Raw genomic sequence first — 19,212 nt, forward strand, 5'->3', positions numbered from 1 at the left:
GCGCTTGTCGTATACCGACGATAGACGGAATCGCATCGGGCTCGGGGAGGTGTTCCAGTGCAGACATTGACCGAACTGGTTGCGGCCGTGGTGGTGCATTCCTCCGCCGTCGCCTACTCGCACTTTGGGGTCGCAATCGAGGCTCCTCGCGCCGAGCCCGCCCCCGCCGAACGCACCATCGCCCGCACCGCCACGCCCAGGCCCGCGGCGGTAAAGGTGCTGGAGCGCGTTCAGAAGGCCTCGGATTGCCCCACCCAGAGAGCCCAGGTCGTCAAAACCTGACGCCCCATTTCGGGACTCCGCGACAATCAGTCTCCACTGGACATGATTCCGTCCAATGACGCTTTCCGCGCGCCCGGTTCGCCGGTAATCCTTTCGTTTGGGGCGCGAATTTCGGGCCGCGCGGAGTTTCGCGTCGGCCCGGTCGCTGGGGCGCTTGAGACAGGCCGCGAATGAAGATCAAGAAGCGGCATCCGCCGGTAGACTTCCAGAGCCTGACCGACGAGGACGCCACCCAGCGCCTGGGCGCCGTTGCGCCGGAAGCCACCCCGGATCTCGACCTCGCCGCCGCGGTTCCTCCGCTCAGCCCGCCCGTGGCCGAGCCGCAAGGCTCCGCGCCCTTGTCGCCAATCCCACCGGCGGCCGACCTCGCCCCGGCCAACGTACAGATCCCGGCCCCGCGCCCTGATCCCGCCCCCAACAAGACCATTCGCGCCGATATCCCGTCGGCCTGGCCGATCTATCTCGCCGCCCTCGTCGTGTCGGTGCTGTGGGCCCTGGCGCCCATAGCCTTCGCTTTCGGCTATCGTCGGGCGGTGTCACCCTTCGATTTCGACCCCTTCGCTCTGACAGTGCTGGCGGCCATGGCGCTCGGGCCGGCCGCCTTTGTCTGGATTGCGGCCTATATGATCCGCCAGGGCCAGAAGCTGGGGGCCGAGGCCCGCCGCGCCAAACAACTGGCCGATGAGATGGTCACGCCGGCCATGTCCGCCGGGGCGCGGGCCAGCGATGTCGTCCAGGCCGTGCGCGAGGAGATCGTGCGCGCGGGAACCGCAGCCGACGAGGCCCGCGAGACCCTGCTGGCTCTGCGCCAGGCCCTGGCCTCGGAGAGCGAGCGCCTGATCGAGGCGGCCTCCACGAGCGCGCGAACGGCCAATGAACTCACGGGCGTGCTCGGTCAGGAGCGGACCCAGATGGCCAGCCTGACTCAGGCTCTAGACACCCAGGCCGGCGCCGTGGCCGACGCCATCACCAAGCAGGCCCGGATGGTGGCCGAGGCCTCGGACCTGGCCGAGACCCAACTGCGTGAAGCCGAGGCCGCCCTTGCCGCCCGCGCGGCCGACCTGGCCGCCGCGGCCGGGGAAGCCAGCGACGCCGCCCGCACCGCCGGTGAGGATCTGACCCGTCACATCTCCCGCCTGGAGACCGCCGGGGTTGGGGTCGCCGATCAGATCCGCGGTGTTGAGCAGGGCCTGACCGAGCAACGCGCCGGCCTCGTCACCACCGCCCACGCCCTGCGCGCCGAGCAGGAGGCCTTCGGCGCCCAGTCGGAGACCCACGCGGCCCAGCTTTCCGAATTCATCAGCCAGGCCAGGCTGTCGACCGCCGAGATGGGCGACCGCGCCGTGAAGGGCGGCGAGGCGCTGCGCGAACTGATCGCCGAGGCCGCCGAACAGTTCCGCGAGTTGGCGGAGTCGGCCAAGGCCGAGCGCGACGAGTTCGGCCAGTCGACCCTGCACTCCATGGAGGCCGTCTCCCAGGCCGCCGCCGAGGAGCGCCGCAAGCTGGAGGAGCAGACCCGCGCCGCCATCGACGGGCTGGGCCAGGCCGCCGAGGAGACCCGCAAGGCCGCCGAGGCCCATGCCGTCACCGCCCGCGAGCAGGTCGACCAGCTGTCCGAGGCCGCATTCAGCGCCGGCCAGAAGGCCAACCAGGTCTTCGAGCAGCGGCTGGCCGAGGCTCGCGACCTGATCGAACGCTCGGCCCAGATGGTCGAACAGGCCGGGGCCGCCACCGCGCGCAAGCTGGAGGAGGGGGCTGTTGCGGCCCGCGCCACCCTGGACGAACTTGCCGGCATGATGGCCGACATCGAGGCCCGTGCGACCCGGCTGCCCGCCGCCGCCCGTGGTCAGGCCGAAGAGGTGCGCCAGGCCGTGGCCGACAGTATCGAGGACCTGATGGAACAGGCCCGTCGGACTTCAGATGAGACCCAGGCCATCGACGCCGCCTTCCAGGAGCGCGTGCGCCGCAATTACGAGATGCTCAGCGAGGCCGTGCGCCTGATGGGCACGGTGGCGGGCGGCGCCAGTAGCCCGGCCCCGCCCCAGCCCGCCCAGATGCGCGAGCGCATCGCCGCGCCGCCGCCGAGGGCCGCCCGGCGCCGCGAGCCGGAGCCAGAGACCCTGTTCGCCGACATCGAGGACGACGAGGACGACGAGGCCCTGGAACTGACCCAGTCGGTGGCGCCCGAGCCCGCGGCCCGTCGCCCGCGCACGCTGGCGCCCCTGCCTGAACCCGAGATTCCGGCGCGGCGTCGCCTGCGTCTGACGCCCACCGCCACCGACGAGGAGTTCTCCAGCGTCTTTGAACAGGCCGGTGGTCGCCCTGAGGCCCCCACGCCGGCGCCCGCCGCCGAGGAGGCGGGCGATGAGTGGACCTGGAAGGATCTACTGTCCTCGATTGACGAAAGCGGCGCACCTGGCAAGCCCGGCCTGCAACAGGTGCTGGCCGCCGAGGTGGCGGCTATGGGCATCGACCCGGTCGCCCTCCTGCCCAGGGGCCGCATCGACGAGATCAGCGCCGCCATCCAGGTGGAGGACGTCGACGGCGCCCGCGAGGTGGTGCGCAAGCTGGCGCCCGCCGCCACGCGCCGCCTGGCCCGCCGCCTGTTCACCGACGGGACCCTGCGCCAGCAGGTGGTGACCTACCTCAACGGCTTCCAGGACATGCTGGACGACGCCGCGGCCCGCGACCACCAGGGCTTCGAGGTCGGCAAGCTGCTGTCCAGCGACGCCGGCCGCACCTACCTGCTATTCGACGCCGCGGCCGGGGACCTGGTCTAGGTTCTAGTGGTCCAACGGCCCCCTCACCCTAGCCTCTCCCCCGCATAGGGGGAGGGGATGCTTCGAGGTCTGCCGTTGATCGCTCCTCTCCCCCCTGGGGGAGAGAGTAGGGTGAGGGGGTCTCTCAGCCGCAGGGCTTTTAGAGAATGACCGCCGAGCCGTTCACCGAGACCATCAGCATCGAACCATTGGGCCCGACGGTATTGTAGTCGAGGTCCACACCGACGATGGCGTTGGCGCCCAGAGCGCGGGCCTCGGCTTCCAGGTTCTTCAGGGCGTCGGCGCGGGCCTGGGCCAGGACGCGCTCATACCCCTTGGAGCGCCCGCCGATGAAGTCGCGGATGGCGTTCATGAGATCCAGCACCACATTGGCGCCGAGGATCGCCTGGGAGGACACCATGCCCAGGTGCTGACGCACGGGACGCCCCTCGATGAAGTGGGTCGTGACGATCAGGAGAGGCGTATCGTTCTTGGCCATGACCCAACATAGGGTGAATCCAGCGCCATCGCGAGGCGCCCTCCCGTCATACGCGCAAAGCCCATGCCCGGTTTAGCCTCACGGGCGAAAAGACCTCGTGCGGGCTTTGAGGTCCTGCGCGCTTGCGGCAGAGTGCCCGCCCAAGCCTAGGAGCGGTGAATGCTTTTCGCGCAGTCGCACATCGACCTGCACAACATCCGCAACAGCATCGAGCGGACGAAGAAGCTTTCCGACAATGTCGTGGGCATCGGGCCGTTCGGCGTGGGCCTGGACGGCCTGCTGACCTGGATCCCCGGCGCCGGCGCCCTCTACAGCCTGGGGGCCGGCGCCATCATCATCTTCGACGGGGTGCGGGCGCGGGCCGAGGCGACGGTCCTGCTGCAGATGTTCGCCATCATCGCCGTCGACACCTTGGTGGGGGAGGTCCCCGTGGCCGGCAAGTTGGCCGACCTCCTGTTCACCGGCCACAAGTGGTCGGCCGACATGCTGCTCAAGCACATGGAGGACACCATCTATTTCGAAGGCACGCGAAAGGACGCCGCCAACAGCCCGGAATACAAGGATGTTCTGTCGCGGATTCGCGCGGGCAAGGAAAAGCGCCGGGTGGTGTTTCTCGGCTAGGTGCAGCTTTCCGAAGAGGAGCGCGTTCAGCGCGGATGGCGGTTTCAAGAGATCGAGCTCATCAATCCTGGCGCGCCGCCGAGCGTGTGAAAGGCCTGTCGGACCGGCTGGTCGGGATCGGGCCGTTCGGCATCGGCCTGGATGGGGTGCTGGCCTGGGTGCCGGGCCTCGGCACGGCCTATAGTCTCGCGGCCGGGGGCGCCCTGATCCTCTCGGGCATCACCGGCGGCGCGTCGCTCGCGACCCTGCTGCGGATGGGCGCCTATCTGGCGGCCGACTCCATGAGCTCGACCGTGCCTGTGGCCGGCTGGGCCATCGACACCCTGTTCCCCGCGCACCTGATGGCGGCCAAGGCGCTGCAGAAGGATATCGAGAAGCGCCACGGGCCAGCGGAGATGCCGCTAGGCTGGGGCGGGAAGAAGAAGCGCGCTCGAGGCGGCAAGCTGCGGAACGTGACCCCTCGGCTCTGATCGGCGCGCGCCGTCGAAGGGCGATCGCTTCCTGGAACACGGGTCCGCTCCATGAGTTGATCTGGCGCAAGGCGCCGCCAGGGGCGTTGGAGGACAATCTTCAACGCGGCGCGGCGCGCATCTAGGGCCCTGGCATGACCGACATCGGAAGGCCCCGCTTCGCAGGCGCATTTACGCCGAAGCTGGCGACCATTCTCGCCGAGGGCTACGGACCGAAAGACCTGCGCGCCGACGCCATCGCGGGCCTGACGGTGGCGATCGTCGCCCTGCCGCTGTCCATGGGTATCGCCATCGCATCGGGGGTGTCGCCTGACCGGGGCCTCTACAGCGCCATCGTCGGCGGGTTTCTGGTCTCCGCCCTGGGGGGCAGCCGGTTCCAGGTCGGCGGACCAGCGGGGGCCTTCATCGTTCTGGTGGCGGCGACCGGCGCCAAGCACGGGATCGACGGCCTGTTGCTGGCGACCATGTTGTCGGGCCTGATGTTGACCCTCGGAGGCCTGCTGCGCCTGGGGTCATTGATCCGCTACGTGCCTCACACCGTGACCGTGGGCTTCACCACCGCCATCGCCGTGGTCATCACCGCCAGCCAGCTCAAGGACCTGTTCGGCCTGCGGCTATCCGGCCCCGAGCCGGGGGAATTCGGACCCAAGCTGCTGGCGCTGGGGCAGGCCCTCCCGACCGCAAATCTCGCGGCCCTGGCGGTCGGCGTCACCTGCGTCGCCGTGGCCCTCGCTCTGCGCCGGTGGAGGCCCACCTGGCCCGCCCTGCTGATCGGCGTGGTCGTAGCCACATTGGCGGCTGTTTTCCTACCCTTGGACGTCGAGACGATCGGCAGCCGGTTCGGCGGGATTCCAAGCGGCTTGCCGGCGCCCCACCTGCCGGTGATGACAATGGCGAAGGTCCTGGCGGTTCTGCCGGCGGCCGCGGCCTTCACCCTGCTGGGAGGCATAGAGAGCCTGCTGTCGGCGACGGTGGCCGATGGCATGAGCGGGCGGCGGCATCGCTCCAATATCGAGCTCGTCGCCCAGGGCGTGGCCAATATGGGCGCGGCCCTGTTTGGCGGGATCAGCGTCACCGGGACCATCGCCCGGACCGCGACCAATATACGCGCCGGGGCCAGGGGGCCGGTTGCGGGCATGCTGCACAGCCTGTTCCTGCTGGGCTTCATGGTGCTTGCCGCGCCGCTGGCGGCCTATGTGCCCCTGGCCGCGCTCGCTGGAATGCTGGTGGTGGTGGGCTGGAACATGGCCGAGCGGGCGGAGTTCGCGCGGCTTGTCGGCCTGTCATGGCGCACGGCGGTGGTGCTGCTGGCGACCTTTGGCCTGACCCTGGCGCGCGACCTGATCACCGGGATCTCTGTGGGCTGCCTTCTCGCGGCGGTGTTCGCCGCCGAGGCGCGGCTCAGGACGCGGCGAGCCTGATGTTCTTCGGATAGAGGCGCTCGCCGGCGACGGCGGTGTCCAGCAGCAGCTGGGTGGGGTTGCGCATTTCCTTGGGCGGGGGCGAGCCCACCGGCCACTTGATATTGCGCGTGACGCCGGACGCATAGGTCTCGGTGTGGAGCTGCGCGGTGCCGCTGACCACGCCGATCGGCTGGCCGGCCGCCACCTGGTCACCGACCTTCAGGCCGCGGGCCGTCAGGCTGTTGGCGCGCACCTCGCCGTAGAGGGCCACATAGTCCTTGTGCTGGATGAGCACGGCGTAGGTCTTCTCACCGCCCACCGAGGCGGCGCGGGTCAGAAATGGGTAGAAGTTGACGATCTTGCCGCTCTCCATCGCCACCACCGTGTCGCCCTCGGCGGCGGTCAGGTCGACCCCCACATGGCGGCGGGTCTGGACCTTGGAGGGGTCTGCGGGCCGACGGCTGTCGAAGCTGCGCAGGGGCGCCCCCTGGACCTTGCCGTTGAAGAGGTGCGCGGGGGCGACGGTGGCCTGGGACAGGTTGGTGACCACGGGCCAGTAGCGGTGCGTGACGGTGCTGGCAGCCATCGGAACCGGCGCGCGCTGCGGAACTGCGGCGGCCAGGGTGCGTTCCCTCACAGGAGCATTTGCGCTGGCCACCTGGGTCAGGGTAAGCGCGCTCAGTCCGACGAGGGCGAGCGCGAGCGTTTTCGTACGGGCCAAGATGCCGCTCCTCAGACGTTCGTTGGAACCATCACCGATATGGGTTTAAGGCGCAACCCGCCTGCGGCGACACGCCGCCGGCAGCTAGACCTTGTCCAACTGGGCGTAACCCAGCTGCTCGTTCAGCCGGTCGAGCACCTCGATGGCCGCCTCTGGCACTACCGAGCCAGGGGTGAAGATGGCCGCGACCCCCGCCTCGCGCAAGGCGTCGAAGTCCTCCGGCGGGATCACCCCGCCCACCACCACCAGGATGTCGGCGCGGCCCAGCCTGGCCAGTTCGTCCTTCAATTCGGGAACCAGGGTCAGGTGGCCGGCGGCCAGCGAGCTGGCCCCCACGACGTGAGCGCCATCGGCGACGGCCTTGGCCGCCGCCTCGGCCGGGGTCTGGAAGAGATTGCCGATGTCGACGTCGAAACCGAGGTCGGAGAAGCCTGAGGCGATCACCTTCTGGCCGCGATCGTGGCCGTCCTGGCCCATCTTGGCCACCAGGATGCGCGGCTTGCGGCCGTCGGCCTGGGCGAAGGCCTGGGTCATGGCCTTGGCCTTGTCGCTGGCGGGCGTGGGGCCGGCCTCGCGAAGATAGACACCGGTGACCGCGAAGGCCTCGGCCGAGTGGCGGCTGAAGGCGAGCTCGAGGGCCAGGCTGATCTCGCCGACCGTAGCCTTGGCCCGTGCCGCGTTGACCGACAATTCCAGCAGGTTTGCGGTTCCGCGCGCCCCCTCGGTCAGGGCGTTGAGGGCGGCCTCCACGGCGGCGGGGTCACGTTCGGCCTTCAGCCGCGTGAGTTTCTCCAGCTGCCGCTCGCGGACGGCGGAGTTGTCCACCTTCAGCATGGGGATCACCTCGGCGATGTCCGAGCGGTAGCGGTTCACGCCGACGACACTCTGGCGGCCGCTGTCGATGCGCGCCTGGGTGCGGGCGCTGGCCTCTTCGATGCGGCGCTTGGGCAGGCCGTCCTCGATGGCCTTGGCCATGCCGCCGAGCGCCTCGACCTCGGCGATATGCTCCATGGCCCGCGCGGCGAGGTCCGCCGTCAGGCGCTCGACGTAGTAGGAACCGCCCCAGGGATCGACCACGCGGGTCTGGCCGCTTTCCAGCTGCAGGAAGAGCTGGGTGTTGCGGGCGATGCGGGCGGAGAAATCCGTCGGCAGGGCAAGGGCTTCGTCCAGCGAGTTGGTGTGCAGGCTCTGGGTCTGGCCGCCCACCGCCGCCATAGCCTCGATGAGGGTGCGGGGGACGTTGTTGTAGACGTCCGAAGCCGCAAGGCTCCAGCCGCTGGTCTGGGTGTGGGCGCGCAGGGAGAGCGACCGGCTGTCCTTGGGATCGAACTCGTCCTTCATCAGCTTGGCCCACAGCAGGCGGCCGGCCCGCTGCTTGGCGATCTCCATGAAGGCGTTCATGCCGGCGTTCCAGAAGAAGGACAGGCGCGGCGCGAACTGGTCGACGGTCATGCCGGCGGCCACCCCGGCCCGCACGTACTCGATGCCGTCGGCCAGGGTGTAGGCCAGCTCCAGGTCCAGCGTCGCCCCGGCTTCCTGGATGTGATAGCCGCTGATCGAGATCGAATTGAACTTCGGCATTTCGCGCGAAGTGTAGGAAAAGATATCCGAAATAATCCGCATCGAAGGCGAGGGCGGGTAGATGTAGGTGTTCCGGACCAGGAACTCCTTGAGGATGTCGTTCTGGATGGTGCCCGACAGCTTGTCGTGGCTGACCCCCTGCTCCTCGGCGGCGACGATGTAGAGGGCCAGGACCGGCAGGACCGCGCCGTTCATGGTCATCGAGACGCTCATCTTGTCGAGCGGGATGCCGTCGAACAGGGTCCGCATGTCGTAAATCGAGTCGATGGCGACGCCGGCCATGCCGACATCGCCCTTCACACGGGGGTGGTCGCTGTCATAGCCACGGTGGGTGGCCAGGTCGAAGGCGATGGAGAGGCCCATCTGACCTGCGGCCAGGTTGCGGCGGTAGAAGGCGTTGGAATCCTCGGCCGTGGAGAAGCCCGCATACTGGCGGATGGTCCACGGGTTGGTGAGGTACATGGTCGGATAGGGACCGCGCACGAAGGGGGCCAGGCCCGGATAGCCGGCCAAGTCGTCGAGTCCGGCGATATCGGCGGCGCCATAGGCCGACTTCACCGCGATACCCTCCGGGGTTTCCCAGGACGGCGCGGCGGGGACGGGGGAGACCGCGACCTTGTCGTCGAAGGCCAGGGTGGAGAAGTCGGGGAAGCTGCTCACGCTTTCACCTCATAGGCTTCGGCGAGCCGGATGGGCGCAAGGCCCGGGCAATGGCTGTCGGGGCCGGGCAGGCGCGGCGAGGGGGCCTCGACGGCCTTGGGCGTGGCGCTGACCACCTCCACCGGCGCCTGGTCGGGCTGCGGGAAAGCGGTCACCCCGACGATCTTCAGCGGCCCGGCGGCGACGCGGGCCTCGCGCACCTTGGCGGTCTCGGCGGCGATGTGGCCGTCGGACAGCGCCGCGATCAGCCCGCCCTTGGCCTCGATAACCTGGAAGGCCGACCAGGCGGCGCGGGCGATTTCGTCGGTGAGGGCTTCGACATAGCCTGAGCCAGCGCCCGGATCGGCGACGCGGCCCAGATGGGCCTCTTCCATCAGGACGAGCTGGGCGTTGCGGCTCTGACGTCGGGCGAAGGCGGTGGGCAGGCCGAGCGCGTCGGTGAAGCTGCCCAGCACCACGGCGTCGGCGCCGCCGATGCTGGCCCCGACCGCCGAGGCCGTCAGCCGCAGCATGTTGGTCCAGGGGTCGTGCGCCGCCAGCATGCGGTGGGATGAGCGGGCCTCGATGCGTGGCGCGGCGCTGATACCGCAGGCGGCGGTCACCCGCGACCAGACGGCGCGCGCGGCGCGGAGCTTGGCCAGGGTGGCGAAGTAGTCGGCGTCGGCGGCCAGGCCGATGACGATCCGGCCCCAGGCGTCATCCATGCTGAGGCCCGCGCGGACCAGGGCCTTGGCGTAGGTGAGGGCCGCGGCCGTCGCGAAGGCCAGTTCGCCGGCTTCGCCACCCCCGGCCTCGTGGACCACCTGGCCCGAGGCCAGGAACAGGCCGGCGTCGGGATAGGCGTCGGCCATGCGGCGCGCCACGGTGGCGGCCGAGACGAGGTGGCTCTCGATGGGGCCCGGGCTCTGGCCTGTGCGGGCGAAGGCGCTGAGCGGATCAAGGTGGAAGAACAGCTTGGCTGCTGGCGAGCCCTTGGCGGCGGCGGCCAGCCAGTCAGCCGCCTTGGGGCCGAGGAACCCTGCGTCCAGGGCCACGGGCGCCAGCTCGAGCATGACGCCGTCGAGCACCTGGGCCAAGCCCTGGGCCGAGCCGATGGCGACGCCGTCCTGCCCTGTCGGATCGATGCGGATGAGGGCGGACGCCGCGCCACCCTCCAGGTCGGTCATCAGGTCGATGTTGGCCTGGGCGGCGTCGGGATGGGTGACGCGGCCGCGGATGTCCCAGGGGCGTTCGGGGTTGAAGGGGCGCGGGGTGAAGGCCGGCGCCTGGTGGGATCCCTCGTAGAGCGGCGCGATCGGCAGGCCCTCGGCGGTCTGCCGCTGGAGGCTCTCGAAGGGCTGGTCCTTCAGGGTCTTCTCCACCAGGGCGCGCCAGTCGGCGGCGCTGGCGGGGGGGAAGGCGGCGGCGAGGGGGGCGAGGTCGGTCATCGCGGCCCAGATGTGCCGCCCGCATGGCCCTCGTCAAGTTCACGCGAGGGCAGGTGGAGAGACCGGCTTGCACGATCTCGCGTCTTGCGTGTACGTTGTAAAAATAAGATCCAAATGCATTATCAGAGGAAACAATCCATGGCCCTGCCGCCCATTCTCTCCGAGCGTCTGCGTATTCCGGTGATCGCCTCGCCGCTGTTCATCATCTCGGGGCCCGAGCTGGTCATCGCCCAGTGCAAGGCCGGCATCGTCGGCTCCTTCCCGGCGCTGAACGCGCGCCCGGTGAGCCAGCTGGACGAGTGGCTTGCCCAGATCACCGAGGAATTGGCCGACTGGGACCGCAAGAACCCCGACCGCCTCTCGGCGCCCTTCGCCGTCAACCAGATCGTCCACAAGACCAACAACCGGCTTGAGGAAGACGTGGAGCTGGCGGTGAAGTACCGCGTGCCGATCACCATCACCTCGCTGGGCGCGCAACAGGCGGTCAACGACGCCATCCATTCCTACGGTGGCATCGTCCTGCACGACGTCATCAACGACAAGTTCGCCCGCAAGGCGGTTGAGAAGGGCGCCGATGGCCTGATCCCGGTGGCGGCCGGCGCCGGCGGCCATGCCGGCGGCCTGTCGCCCTTCGCCCTCATCCAGGAACTGCGCGAGTGGTTCGACGGCCCCATCGCGCTGTCGGGCGCCATCGCCAATGGCCGCGCCGTCCTGGGCGCCCAGGCCATGGGCGCGGACCTGGCCTATATCGGCTCGGCCTTCATCGCCACGCAGGAGGCGCGCGCCGTCCAGGGCTACAAGGACATGATCGTCGAGAGCTCCGGCGAGGACATCGTCTATTCCAACCTGTTCACCGGGGTGCATGGCAACTATCTGCGGCCCTCCATCGAGCGCGCCGGCCTCGATCCCGACAACCTGCCCCAGGCCGATCCGTCGAAGATGAACTTCGGCTCGGGCGGCAACCAGGAAGCCAAGGCCTGGAAGGACATCTGGGGCTGCGGCCAGGGCATCGGCGCGGTGAAGTCCATCCCCACCGCCGGCGAGCTGGTGGACCGACTGGCGGCCGAGTACGAGCAGGCCAAGGCCGAACTCGCCGCCAAGACCTCGCTGACCCGCGGCAAGGTGCTGATGGCCGCCGAATAGCCAAGCTCAGGCTTGAAAACGCTCGCCAATGGGTTGCATTCTTCCTGAGCGATCAGGGGGAATGCAATGGCCAATGTGCGCGTCTACTTCGCGACCAACCGGAACCTGCTGCCCGACAACAAGCTCGAGATGTTCGGCGCGGCGTTCAATCCCGACGGCGTGGCGGCCCTGCGCTTCGGCCACGCCGACTTCACCACCGATGGCGCCCGGCCCACGGCGGTGGACGTCTATCCCGAGGAGCCCGGCGACGCCGAGTTCAAGGTTCTGGGCAGCGAGCGGTTCCTGAAGGAGCTGCACGGCAGCATGGCCGGCGCGGCCACCGACACCCTGGTCTTCATACATGGCTTCAACGTCACCTTCATGGGCGCGCTCACCGCCGCGGCCGAACTGGCCCGGGAGGTGAAGATCGGCGACCATTCGCTGAATGTGGTGCTGTTCAGCTGGCCCTCCGACGGCAAGGCCGTGCCGCTGATGTCCTATTACAGCGACCGCGAGGACGCCCGGGTCTCGGGCCCTGCCGTGGCTCGCGCCTATCTGAAGCTGAAGGAATTCGTCAGCGGCCTGAAGCGCGACGACCACTGCCAGCAGCGGCTGCACCTGCTGGCCCACTCCATGGGAAACTATGTGCTGCGGCAGGGACTGCAGGCGGTGTGCGCCAAGGATTCGAAGGCCCTGGTCCGGCTGTTCGACCAGATCATCTTGGCCTCGCCCGACGAAGACGACGACGCCTTCGAGGACGACGACAAGCTGAAATGCCTGCCCGCCCTGGCGCGGCAGGTGACGGTCTATCACAATCCCCATGACCTCGCCCTGGTGGTCTCCGACAAGACCAAAACCAATCCCGACCGGCTGGGGTCCGATGGTCCGCGCCTGATCGACCTGCTGCCCAAGAAGGTGGTGATCGTCGACTGCCGCAACGTGGCCAAGGGCGCCGACGAGAAAGTGCAGCACAGCTACTATATAAACTCCAAGGCCATGGCCCAGGACATCGGTTCGGTGTTGGCGGGCACCGAGCCGGAGCGGTTCCCCAACCGCGAGTATATTCCCACCCGCCGCGCCTGGCGGGTGATCGGAGAGCTGCCCTCGGGCTAGCTGCCCGTCGAGGTGTACTTCGAGACGCCGAACCGCCAGGCGAGGAACGCCAGCCCCAGGAAAACGAACCCCGCCGCCGGCGCCAGGGGCAGGAACCAGTCCGGCGCCCCCAGCGGGTCGCTGCGCCCCAGGATCGCCAGGACCGGGAAGTAGGACACGCAGGCCAGGGGCACGATGAAGATCAGGAAGGTGCGGAACCAGCGGGCGTAGAGGCTGATCGGGAACTGGCCGGCATAGACCCCGCCATAGGTCAGGGCGTTGACCGCCTCGAGGCTCTCCACGGTCCAGAAGGCCATCACCGCCTGCAGGACGAAGAGGGCCCCGAAGAAGGCGACGCCGCCGGCTATGGTCCAGAGCGCCAGCAGGATGGCCTGCGGCGTCCAAACGAAGCCCAGCGTCCCCGTGGCGATGGCCAGGATGATGGACGCCTGGAAGAAGCGCCCGAAGCGGCTGATGCGGAAATCGTGACCCACAAGCTGGAGGGCGGCCGATCGGGGGCGCAGCAGCAGGCGGTCAAAGGCGCCGGTGCGAACGAAGTCGGATCCGAACACGTCGAAGCCGCGGGTCAGGAAGTCGGCGAAGGAGAAGCTGATGCCGATCAGGGCGTAGAAGAACATCACCTCGCCGAACGCCCAGCCCTTCACCGCGCCGAACCGGTCGAAGAGGGCCCAGATGGACACGATCTCGATGGCGGTGGAGGCAAGCTGGGCCAGGGTCAGCATCATGGCCGAGGCCGGATACTGCATCTGGCTGCGCATCGAGGCGCCAAAGTAGCGGCCGAGCAGGGAGAGGGCGTTCACAGGCCTAGCCTCCCTGCACTTCGAGGCGCGACATGACCCGGCCCAGCCAGAACCGCCCGAGCACGACGAAGAGCACGGTCCAGAACACCTGCAGCCCGATGCCCGCCCAGGCCATCTGGCCGGTCAGGTCGCCGAAATAGATGCGGTTGGGGATGTCCAGCGTGCCCGCGAAGGGCTGGATGAAGAGGGCGACGCGGACGGCGTCGGGATAGAGGGCCAGGGGCAGCAGGTTGCCGGTGAAGATGATCACGATCGGCTGCATCAGGATGTTGATCCCCCGGGCGTTCAGGGTGGCCACCACGATGATGTTGATCAGCATGACGATGGCGCAGGCCAGGGCGATGGCCAGGGTCTCCGAGAGGGCGAAGAGCAGGGCGGCCGACAGGCTGGACGGCGGCTGCCAGGCCCATTGGCCCTGGCCGATCAGCGGCAGGGCGATCCCGGCCGCCAGGATCATCAGGGCGACGCGGGGGACAAGGCGGGCGGTCATCCAGCCGGCGGCGCGGACATACCAAAGGGCGTAGGCGTCCACCGGTCGCAGGCGGTCATAGCTGATGGATCCGGTGCGGACCCCGGCGGCCACCTCGGGATCTCCATTCCAGGGCATGACCGCCAGCAACCCCTGGGCCAGCCAGGTGTAGGTCACGGCCTGGGAGAGGGTGATGGGGCTTGCGGCGGCCGCCTCAGGCGCGCCGAGGTAGAAGGCGGCCAGGACCATCACATGGACCGCCCCGAACCAGCACTGGGTGAAGAAGCCGGCCAGGGCCGCGGCCCGGTACTGCATCATCAGCAGGAACCGCGAGTTGAACGCCGCGATGTAGGGGCGAAGCGCGTCCACGGATCACGCCTCGTTCGCGCCGTGCAGGTCGTAGAACTTGGCGATCACTTCCTCGATGGCCGGTTGCTCGACGTGGATGTCCTCCACTGCGTGGCGGGCGGTGATGGCGGCGATCAGGGCGGGCGCGCTGGTGACGCGAGGGTCGAAGGCCAGCTCCAGGGACCGGCCGTCGCGGTTGCGGACCTCGGCGCCGGGCAGGTCGAGGGCGGGGGCGTCCCCCGCGAAGTCCACGAACAGGCGGCGTTCGGCGAGCACATTGGCGCGCAGGGCCTCGAAGGGGCTGTCGGCCAGGACCTGACCATGGCCGATGACGATCACCCGTTGGGCCAGAGCCTCGATGTCGTGCATGTCGTGGGTGGTGAGCAGGACGGTGACGCCGCGCTCCTGGTTCAGCTTCTTGACGAACTCCCGCACCGCCAGCTTGGACGGCGCGTCCAGGCCGATGGTGGGTTCGTCGAGGAACAGGATGGAGGGCTCGTGCAGAAGGGCCGCAGCGATCTCGGCGCGCATGCGCTGGCCGAGGGAGAGCTGACGCACCGGCTGGTCCAGCAGCTTCTCCAGCCGCAACATGGCCACCAGTTCATCGCGGGTGGCTTTGTAGCGCTGCGGATCGACCCGGTAGATATCCCGCAGCAGGTCAAAGCCGTCGATCACCGGCAGGTCCCACCAGAGCTGGGTCCGCTGACCGAACACCACGCCGATGCGGGCGACGTGCTTGATGCGGTCGGCATAGGGGACGAGGCCCTCGATCTCCACGCGGCCGCCATCCGGGCGCAGGATGCCCGACAGGATCTTGATGGTGGTGGACTTGCCGGCGCCGTTGGGTCCGATGAAGCCCAGCAATTCGCCGCGTTCCAGAGAGAAGCTGACGTCCTTCAGGGCCTCCACCGTGCGCCAGCGGCGGCGCACGAGTCCGCGCACGGCCCCGAGCATGCCGGGGTCGCGTTCGGCCACGCGATAGGTCTTCGCCAGGTCCTGAACCAGGATCTGGGGCATGGGGGCCGCCTTCGATGTCAAAGAAGAGGCCGGACGCTATGGGCGGGCGTTAACCGCGTCAATGGCGCCGCTTCCGGTTTTCCGGGGGCGGGGCCAGGATGCCGATCGCCTGAAAAAGGATTGGCGATGACCTTCACCAAGAAGCTGCGCGAACCGATCATGCGCGGCGAGATTTGTTGCAGCGTACGCATCTGGCGAGCGCCACGCGTGAAGGTCGGCGGACGCTACCGGCTGGGGGATGGCGCGGTGGAGGTCATGTCGCTGCGGCAGATCGAACTGACTGATATCACGCCACAATTGGCGCGGGACTCGGGGTTCGAGGGCGTGATCGACCTGCTGAAGACGGCCAAGCATGGCCTTGGCGACAAGGTCTATCTGGTGGGCTTCGAGTACCGCCCGGACACCACTTGTTGAACGACAAAACCCCAGATTCCGCAGGGGCATAGAATTTTGCACGCTTGCGTCTTTGGCCGTCCTCTGCCACTGCGGATTCACTCACTTAGAGTCCGACTGGCATCCCGGCCACTCCCCAGTCATCCCCAAAACTCCTGTAATTTCCTCAGTTTCCCTGTATCTTTTTGGATGCGGGGTGCTAAACCTGGACGCCTGTAGGCGGTACGTGAATTCGCACAAACCGCCTACGGAACCGCCACTGGATCGGGAGGCTCGCATGATCACTGAAGCCGGCATCAAGGCTGCCATCCGCAACGCGCCGCTGAGCGGCAAGGCGGTCACCGAACTGAAGGACGACGGCGGCCGCGGCGAGGGGCGCCTGGCGCTATTCGTGCGGCTGTCCGGAGAGAGGGTCACCACGGAGTGGTATGCGGTCTGGTGGCGCGACGAGAAGCGGAAGATGGCGAAGCTCGGCACCTACCCAACGATGGGCTTGGCCGACGCGCGGAAGGACTTCCGCGAGAACTACGCACCGGTGATCTCAGCCGGCGGCGATCCGACCGGGCCGCGCGCTCGACGCACCCGCGAAGGGGCCACCGTCAAGGAGCTGTTCACCGCCTACGTCGAACACCTCAAGGCGGCCGGCAAACCGTCGTGGTCTTTCGCTGAGCACGTGCTGCTGGGAAACATCGGCGCGGCCAAGGCTTTCGGTGAGGATACCCTGGCCAACCGGGTCACGGTGGATGACGTTCGCGACCACCTCGCCACCATCTATGAGCGCGGCGCGATTGTGAAGGCAGGCTCGGCGCGCGGGTATCTGCATGCCGCCTTCGGCTTCGCGATCCGCTCGGCCAACTCCTACACGAGCAAGGTGGGACTGGTGGATTGGGGCTTGGCGTTCAACCCCGTCAGCGCGATCCCTACGGATCCTGACGCCAGCCGGGCCGGAGAGCGCCACCTGACGCCGGCGCAACTGAGGTCGTTCTGGCAATGGCTTGAAGGCCGGGATGATGACAGCCGAGTCGCGCCTGCGCTGCGTTTGGAAATTTGCACTGGTCAGCGCGTCACCGAGATCCTTCAGCTCGGCCCGGCCGCCTATGACAAGGCTGAGGAGATGCTCGACTGGTCGAAGACCAAGAACGGAATGCCGCACGCTATCCCCCTACCGACCCAGGCGGTGCCGATCATGGAAAAGCTGATCGCCAACAAACACGGGCTCTATTTCCCGCACGCTGTTCGGCCGGATGAACCCGCCTCGATCGACTCCATGGAGAAGTTGGTCCAGCGCTACCTCAAGAAGTTCCCCGCCGTGCCGCACTTCACACCGCGGGATCTACGGCGGACCTGGAAGACGCTATCGGGCGCCGCGGGGATCCCGAAGGAGGTTCGCGATCGGCTTCAGAACCACGCCATGAAGGACGTCTCGTCGCGCCACTACGACCGCTACGACTACCTGGTTGAGAAGCGGGCGGGGATGGCCACCTGGAGCGCCTACCTGGATCGCATCCTGGCCGGCGAGCTGGACAACCCGGTCACCAAGGTCGAGTTCGGGAAGGCCGCGGAGGCTTAGGCGTCTGAGGATTGACGGTAGAGTTCGGGGACCTGGTCCAGCAGCCACGCCTCGACCCTCTCCAGTTCCCAATGGCCGGGGCGGCCGTCGCGGGCGCGAAGGATGCGCAGCGGATCCGGCCGCGGTGTGAGCTCAAGACCCGGTAGTTGATAGAGCGCGATCTTGGAGATCGCCGACATCTGGTACTTGTCGACTTCCTGCGCGCCGTAGCTGATGGCCAGCGCGCGCTTCACCTTCGCGATGTCGTAGTGCGGAGCGGAGACCCGCATCGTGCGCGGATCCTGGAACCATCGCCTGGCCACGCCGATGCGATCGGCCATGGCGTGCAGATCCTCCACCCACGGCGCCACCATGTGGCACATCACCATCCGCCCATAGGGGTGGATGGGGGCGTCGACGTAGACGCGGACCGCCGGAGCTGGCGCGGCCCGCGCTGGGGCGTCGCTCATCGGTCCTTCTTCCCGTAGTCCTTGGTCGTGCCGTAGGAGTTTTCCTCTTCCCAGGTCTCCAGGTCGGCGACCGGGTAGAGGATCCGGTTTCCGAAGCGCTTGAAGCGCGGACCCTTGCCGACTTCGTCGCAGCGCCAGTTGGCGAGCGTCTTCGGCGTGATCCTGCCATCCCAGCGCTCGCTCACCTCCTGAGGGGTGAGGTAGGTGGCGGCTCGCGCCGGGGGATCGCCCCCCAGCGCGGCCACCTCTTTCAAGGCGGGAAGGGCCATTAGAACACCGCTTCCTTAGGCAGGCCGGCGGCGGCCGGGGCGGCCGCAGGCGCGGGCGCGGGCGCGGAGGCCGGTTGAGCCTGTTCCTTGGTGGGTTCGGCCACCTCCTCGGCCGCCGGAGCGGGTACAGGAGTGGACTCGGCGGCCGGCTCCGGGCTCTCGCTTTCCGGAGCGGCCGCGGCGGCCGGCTCAGCGGCCGCCTGGGCCGCTTCGGCCGGCTTGGCGGCCTCCGGGGCGTCCGCGGCCTTTGCGGGCTCAGCGGCCTTCTCCTGGGCCTTCTCCTGCGGCGCTTCCTTCGGCTTGTCAGCGGCCTTGGGGGTGGCCGGCTTCTTGGCGGTCTCTGCCGCGCCCTTGGCTGCGTCGGCGATCGCCGTCAGCGCGGCCGGCTCCTCCTTCTCGGCCTGAGCGTCGGCGCCGAAGTATTCCGACGGCTTGGCCCCCTCCTTCAGCGCGTTGTAGATCCCGGACATGTCCGCCAGCTCGTCGATCGTGGTCTGATCGAGCGCGTGGCTGAGGTAGGATTCGAGGTGTTGCGGCGTCACGCCGTAGGGCGCGAAGGCCTGGGTCATGTCCCGGATGCGCTGCGCCATCGGCTTGTCCACCCCGCCAGCCAGGGTCTGCTTGCACTGATCGAGGAACGCCTCTTTCAGCCAGACCGGGACGAGCGACATGATGAGGCCACGCATGGCCTTGGACGCCTTGTTGGCGATCAGATCATCGATTTCCTTCTGGTCCCGCAACGGCCGTGGGCCTTGCTTGGTGTCCAGGAGGTGCATGACTGTGATCTGACGGGTGCGCTGAGTGTTCTTTTGCATATCCCAGGCGAACACCTCGACCTCGGACTTCACGTCGTCCCGCGACAGTTCGCGGTGGCCATAGCTGATGTTCCCGATCACGCGGGCCATCTCCTCGGCCGCGCGGATGGAGGGGCCGGTGACGTTCCCGTTTCCGCGCGGCACCTTGTAGAAGGCGACGCCGGCCATCGCGACCATCTTGGCCGACTCCATGGCGTCCGCGTAGGCGACGTTGAGGTCGCGCGGGCATCGCTGAGCGATCAGGATCTTGCCCTGCACCTCGGCGATCGCGCGTTCTTGCTCGATCGACACGGCGCCGGAGTTGATCCCGGCGAAAGCTGGCGCCGTGGATCTGCTTCCGAACATGGCCGCAGGCGCCTGGGCGAGCGGGGTCGCTCGCTCGATAACGGTAACGTCTGACATCTGATTTCCCTTTCGATGCTGG

Annotated in this window: 19 protein-coding genes; 9 read left to right on the forward strand and 10 right to left on the reverse strand. The window is 68.3% G+C overall.

Going from position 1 to position 19,212, the window contains the following annotated elements; genetic code table 11:
* Positions 1 to 57 precede the first annotated feature (57 nt).
* Positions 58 to 282, forward strand: a complete 225-nt coding sequence (locus OCL97_RS03895) for a hypothetical protein (protein ID WP_304775826.1) — start codon at positions 58 to 60, stop codon at positions 280 to 282.
* A 170-nt stretch (positions 283 to 452) separates the two neighbouring features.
* Positions 453 to 3,062 carry a polar localization protein TipN gene (locus OCL97_RS03900; protein WP_377367769.1) on the forward strand — a complete coding sequence of 870 codons (2,610 nt, stop codon included), beginning with the start codon at positions 453 to 455 and terminating at the stop codon, positions 3,060 to 3,062.
* A 139-nt stretch (positions 3,063 to 3,201) separates the two neighbouring features.
* Here the strand turns inward: OCL97_RS03900 and OCL97_RS03905 are convergent, their stop codons facing one another.
* Entirely contained in the window at positions 3,202 to 3,540 is a 339-nt protein-coding gene (locus OCL97_RS03905) for a heavy metal-binding domain-containing protein (RefSeq protein ID WP_377367771.1), read from the reverse strand.
* A gap of 159 nt (positions 3,541 to 3,699) precedes the next feature.
* On the opposite strand from OCL97_RS03905, the gene OCL97_RS03910 reads away from it, so the two are divergent.
* From OCL97_RS03910 to OCL97_RS03920, 3 genes are all read left to right on the forward strand, one after another.
* Positions 3,700 to 4,161 carry a DUF4112 domain-containing protein gene (locus OCL97_RS03910; protein WP_377367773.1) on the forward strand — a complete coding sequence of 154 codons (462 nt, stop codon included), beginning with the start codon at positions 3,700 to 3,702 and terminating at the stop codon, positions 4,159 to 4,161.
* A gap of 86 nt (positions 4,162 to 4,247) precedes the next feature.
* Positions 4,248 to 4,631: a DUF4112 domain-containing protein gene (locus OCL97_RS03915; protein ID WP_377367775.1), complete on the forward strand. Its 384-nt coding sequence runs from the start codon at positions 4,248 to 4,250 to the stop codon at positions 4,629 to 4,631.
* A gap of 134 nt (positions 4,632 to 4,765) precedes the next feature.
* Complete coding sequence (locus tag OCL97_RS03920) at positions 4,766 to 6,052, forward strand: SulP family inorganic anion transporter (RefSeq protein ID WP_377367777.1); 1,287 nt, start codon at positions 4,766 to 4,768, stop codon at positions 6,050 to 6,052.
* Here OCL97_RS03920 and OCL97_RS03925 read toward each other — a convergent pair.
* The 3 genes from OCL97_RS03925 to OCL97_RS03935 form a co-directional block, all read right to left on the reverse strand.
* Positions 6,033 to 6,755, reverse strand: coding sequence for a M23 family metallopeptidase (locus OCL97_RS03925; RefSeq protein WP_377367779.1), 723 nt, complete (start codon positions 6,753 to 6,755; stop codon positions 6,033 to 6,035). The genes OCL97_RS03920 and OCL97_RS03925 overlap by 20 nt on opposite strands.
* An 84-nt stretch (positions 6,756 to 6,839) precedes the next feature.
* Entirely contained in the window at positions 6,840 to 8,996 is a 2,157-nt protein-coding gene (gene scpA, locus OCL97_RS03930) for a methylmalonyl-CoA mutase (RefSeq protein ID WP_377367781.1), read from the reverse strand.
* Positions 8,993 to 10,423 (reverse strand): methylmalonyl-CoA mutase family protein, encoded by a 1,431-nt coding sequence (locus tag OCL97_RS03935; RefSeq protein WP_377367783.1) that lies wholly within the window; start codon positions 10,421 to 10,423, stop codon positions 8,993 to 8,995. Before OCL97_RS03935 ends, scpA begins: the two co-directional genes overlap by 4 nt.
* 138 nt (positions 10,424 to 10,561) lie before the next feature.
* Here OCL97_RS03935 and OCL97_RS03940 point away from each other — a divergent pair, with 138 nt between their 5' ends.
* On the forward strand, positions 10,562 to 11,566 hold the full coding sequence (locus OCL97_RS03940) for an NAD(P)H-dependent flavin oxidoreductase (protein ID WP_304775803.1): 1,005 nt from the start codon (positions 10,562 to 10,564) through the stop codon (positions 11,564 to 11,566).
* Between the two features lie 66 nt (positions 11,567 to 11,632).
* The gene (locus tag OCL97_RS03945; protein WP_377367785.1) at positions 11,633 to 12,658 is read left to right on the forward strand and encodes an alpha/beta hydrolase; all 1,026 of its coding nucleotides are present in this window, start codon (positions 11,633 to 11,635) and stop codon (positions 12,656 to 12,658) included.
* Here the strand turns inward: OCL97_RS03945 and OCL97_RS03950 are convergent.
* From OCL97_RS03950 to OCL97_RS03960, 3 genes are read right to left on the reverse strand one after another with little or no spacing between them, the layout of a single operon-like run.
* Positions 12,655 to 13,458 (reverse strand): ABC transporter permease, encoded by an 804-nt coding sequence (locus OCL97_RS03950; protein WP_377367787.1) that lies wholly within the window; start codon positions 13,456 to 13,458, stop codon positions 12,655 to 12,657. The genes OCL97_RS03945 and OCL97_RS03950 overlap by 4 nt on opposite strands.
* A gap of 4 nt (positions 13,459 to 13,462) precedes the next feature.
* Complete coding sequence (locus OCL97_RS03955) at positions 13,463 to 14,296, reverse strand: ABC transporter permease (RefSeq protein WP_377367789.1); 834 nt, start codon at positions 14,294 to 14,296, stop codon at positions 13,463 to 13,465.
* 3 nt (positions 14,297 to 14,299) lie between these two features.
* Complete coding sequence (locus OCL97_RS03960) at positions 14,300 to 15,292, reverse strand: ABC transporter ATP-binding protein (protein ID WP_377367791.1); 993 nt, start codon at positions 15,290 to 15,292, stop codon at positions 14,300 to 14,302.
* A gap of 126 nt (positions 15,293 to 15,418) precedes the next feature.
* Between OCL97_RS03960 and OCL97_RS03965 the strand changes: the two genes are divergently transcribed.
* Together OCL97_RS03965 and OCL97_RS03970 are read left to right on the forward strand one after the other, a co-directional pair.
* The gene (locus OCL97_RS03965; protein ID WP_377367793.1) at positions 15,419 to 15,706 is read left to right on the forward strand and encodes an ASCH domain-containing protein; all 288 of its coding nucleotides are present in this window, start codon (positions 15,419 to 15,421) and stop codon (positions 15,704 to 15,706) included.
* Positions 15,707 to 15,962: 256 nt separating this feature from the next.
* On the forward strand, positions 15,963 to 17,255 hold the full coding sequence (locus tag OCL97_RS03970; protein WP_377367795.1) for a tyrosine-type recombinase/integrase: 1,293 nt from the start codon (positions 15,963 to 15,965) through the stop codon (positions 17,253 to 17,255).
* Here the strand turns inward: OCL97_RS03970 and OCL97_RS03975 are convergent.
* The 3 genes from OCL97_RS03975 to OCL97_RS03985 are packed head-to-tail and all read right to left on the reverse strand — an operon-like array spanning position 17,252 to position 19,190.
* Positions 17,252 to 17,704: a DUF4031 domain-containing protein gene (locus OCL97_RS03975; RefSeq protein WP_377367797.1), complete on the reverse strand. Its 453-nt coding sequence runs from the start codon at positions 17,702 to 17,704 to the stop codon at positions 17,252 to 17,254. The genes OCL97_RS03970 and OCL97_RS03975 overlap by 4 nt on opposite strands.
* A complete protein-coding gene (locus OCL97_RS03980; protein WP_377367799.1) occupies positions 17,701 to 17,973 on the reverse strand; it encodes a DNA-binding protein in 273 nt (90 codons plus the stop codon). Before OCL97_RS03980 ends, OCL97_RS03975 begins: the two co-directional genes overlap by 4 nt.
* Complete coding sequence (locus OCL97_RS03985) at positions 17,973 to 19,190, reverse strand: hypothetical protein (RefSeq protein WP_377367801.1); 1,218 nt, start codon at positions 19,188 to 19,190, stop codon at positions 17,973 to 17,975. The genes OCL97_RS03980 and OCL97_RS03985 overlap by 1 nt, the downstream gene beginning before the upstream one ends.
* Positions 19,191 to 19,212: the final 22 nt, after the last annotated feature.

Origin of the sequence: Phenylobacterium ferrooxidans, assembly GCF_042714595.1 — a bacterium.
GTDB lineage: Bacteria > Pseudomonadota > Alphaproteobacteria > Caulobacterales > Caulobacteraceae > Phenylobacterium > Phenylobacterium ferrooxidans.

What these genes read in the sequence shown, in the direction of transcription:
- OCL97_RS03900 (WP_377367769.1), top strand. Translation starts at nt 453, where the DNA reads ATGAAGATCAAGAAGCGGCATCCGCCGGTAGACTTCCAGAGCCTGACC.
- OCL97_RS03905 (WP_377367771.1), bottom strand. Translation starts at nt 3,540, where the DNA reads ATGGCCAAGAACGATACGCCTCTCCTGATCGTCACGACCCACTTCATC.
- OCL97_RS03910 (WP_377367773.1), top strand. Translation starts at nt 3,700, where the DNA reads ATGCTTTTCGCGCAGTCGCACATCGACCTGCACAACATCCGCAACAGC.
- OCL97_RS03920 (WP_377367777.1), top strand. Translation starts at nt 4,766, where the DNA reads ATGACCGACATCGGAAGGCCCCGCTTCGCAGGCGCATTTACGCCGAAG.
- OCL97_RS03935 (WP_377367783.1), bottom strand. Translation starts at nt 10,423, where the DNA reads ATGACCGACCTCGCCCCCCTCGCCGCCGCCTTCCCCCCCGCCAGCGCC.
- OCL97_RS03940 (WP_304775803.1), top strand. Translation starts at nt 10,562, where the DNA reads ATGGCCCTGCCGCCCATTCTCTCCGAGCGTCTGCGTATTCCGGTGATC.
- OCL97_RS03945 (WP_377367785.1), top strand. Translation starts at nt 11,633, where the DNA reads ATGGCCAATGTGCGCGTCTACTTCGCGACCAACCGGAACCTGCTGCCC.
- OCL97_RS03960 (WP_377367791.1), bottom strand. Translation starts at nt 15,292, where the DNA reads ATGCCCCAGATCCTGGTTCAGGACCTGGCGAAGACCTATCGCGTGGCC.
- OCL97_RS03965 (WP_377367793.1), top strand. Translation starts at nt 15,419, where the DNA reads ATGACCTTCACCAAGAAGCTGCGCGAACCGATCATGCGCGGCGAGATT.
- OCL97_RS03970 (WP_377367795.1), top strand. Translation starts at nt 15,963, where the DNA reads ATGATCACTGAAGCCGGCATCAAGGCTGCCATCCGCAACGCGCCGCTG.
- OCL97_RS03975 (WP_377367797.1), bottom strand. Translation starts at nt 17,704, where the DNA reads ATGAGCGACGCCCCAGCGCGGGCCGCGCCAGCTCCGGCGGTCCGCGTC.
- OCL97_RS03980 (WP_377367799.1), bottom strand. Translation starts at nt 17,973, where the DNA reads ATGGCCCTTCCCGCCTTGAAAGAGGTGGCCGCGCTGGGGGGCGATCCC.
- OCL97_RS03985 (WP_377367801.1), bottom strand. Translation starts at nt 19,190, where the DNA reads ATGTCAGACGTTACCGTTATCGAGCGAGCGACCCCGCTCGCCCAGGCG.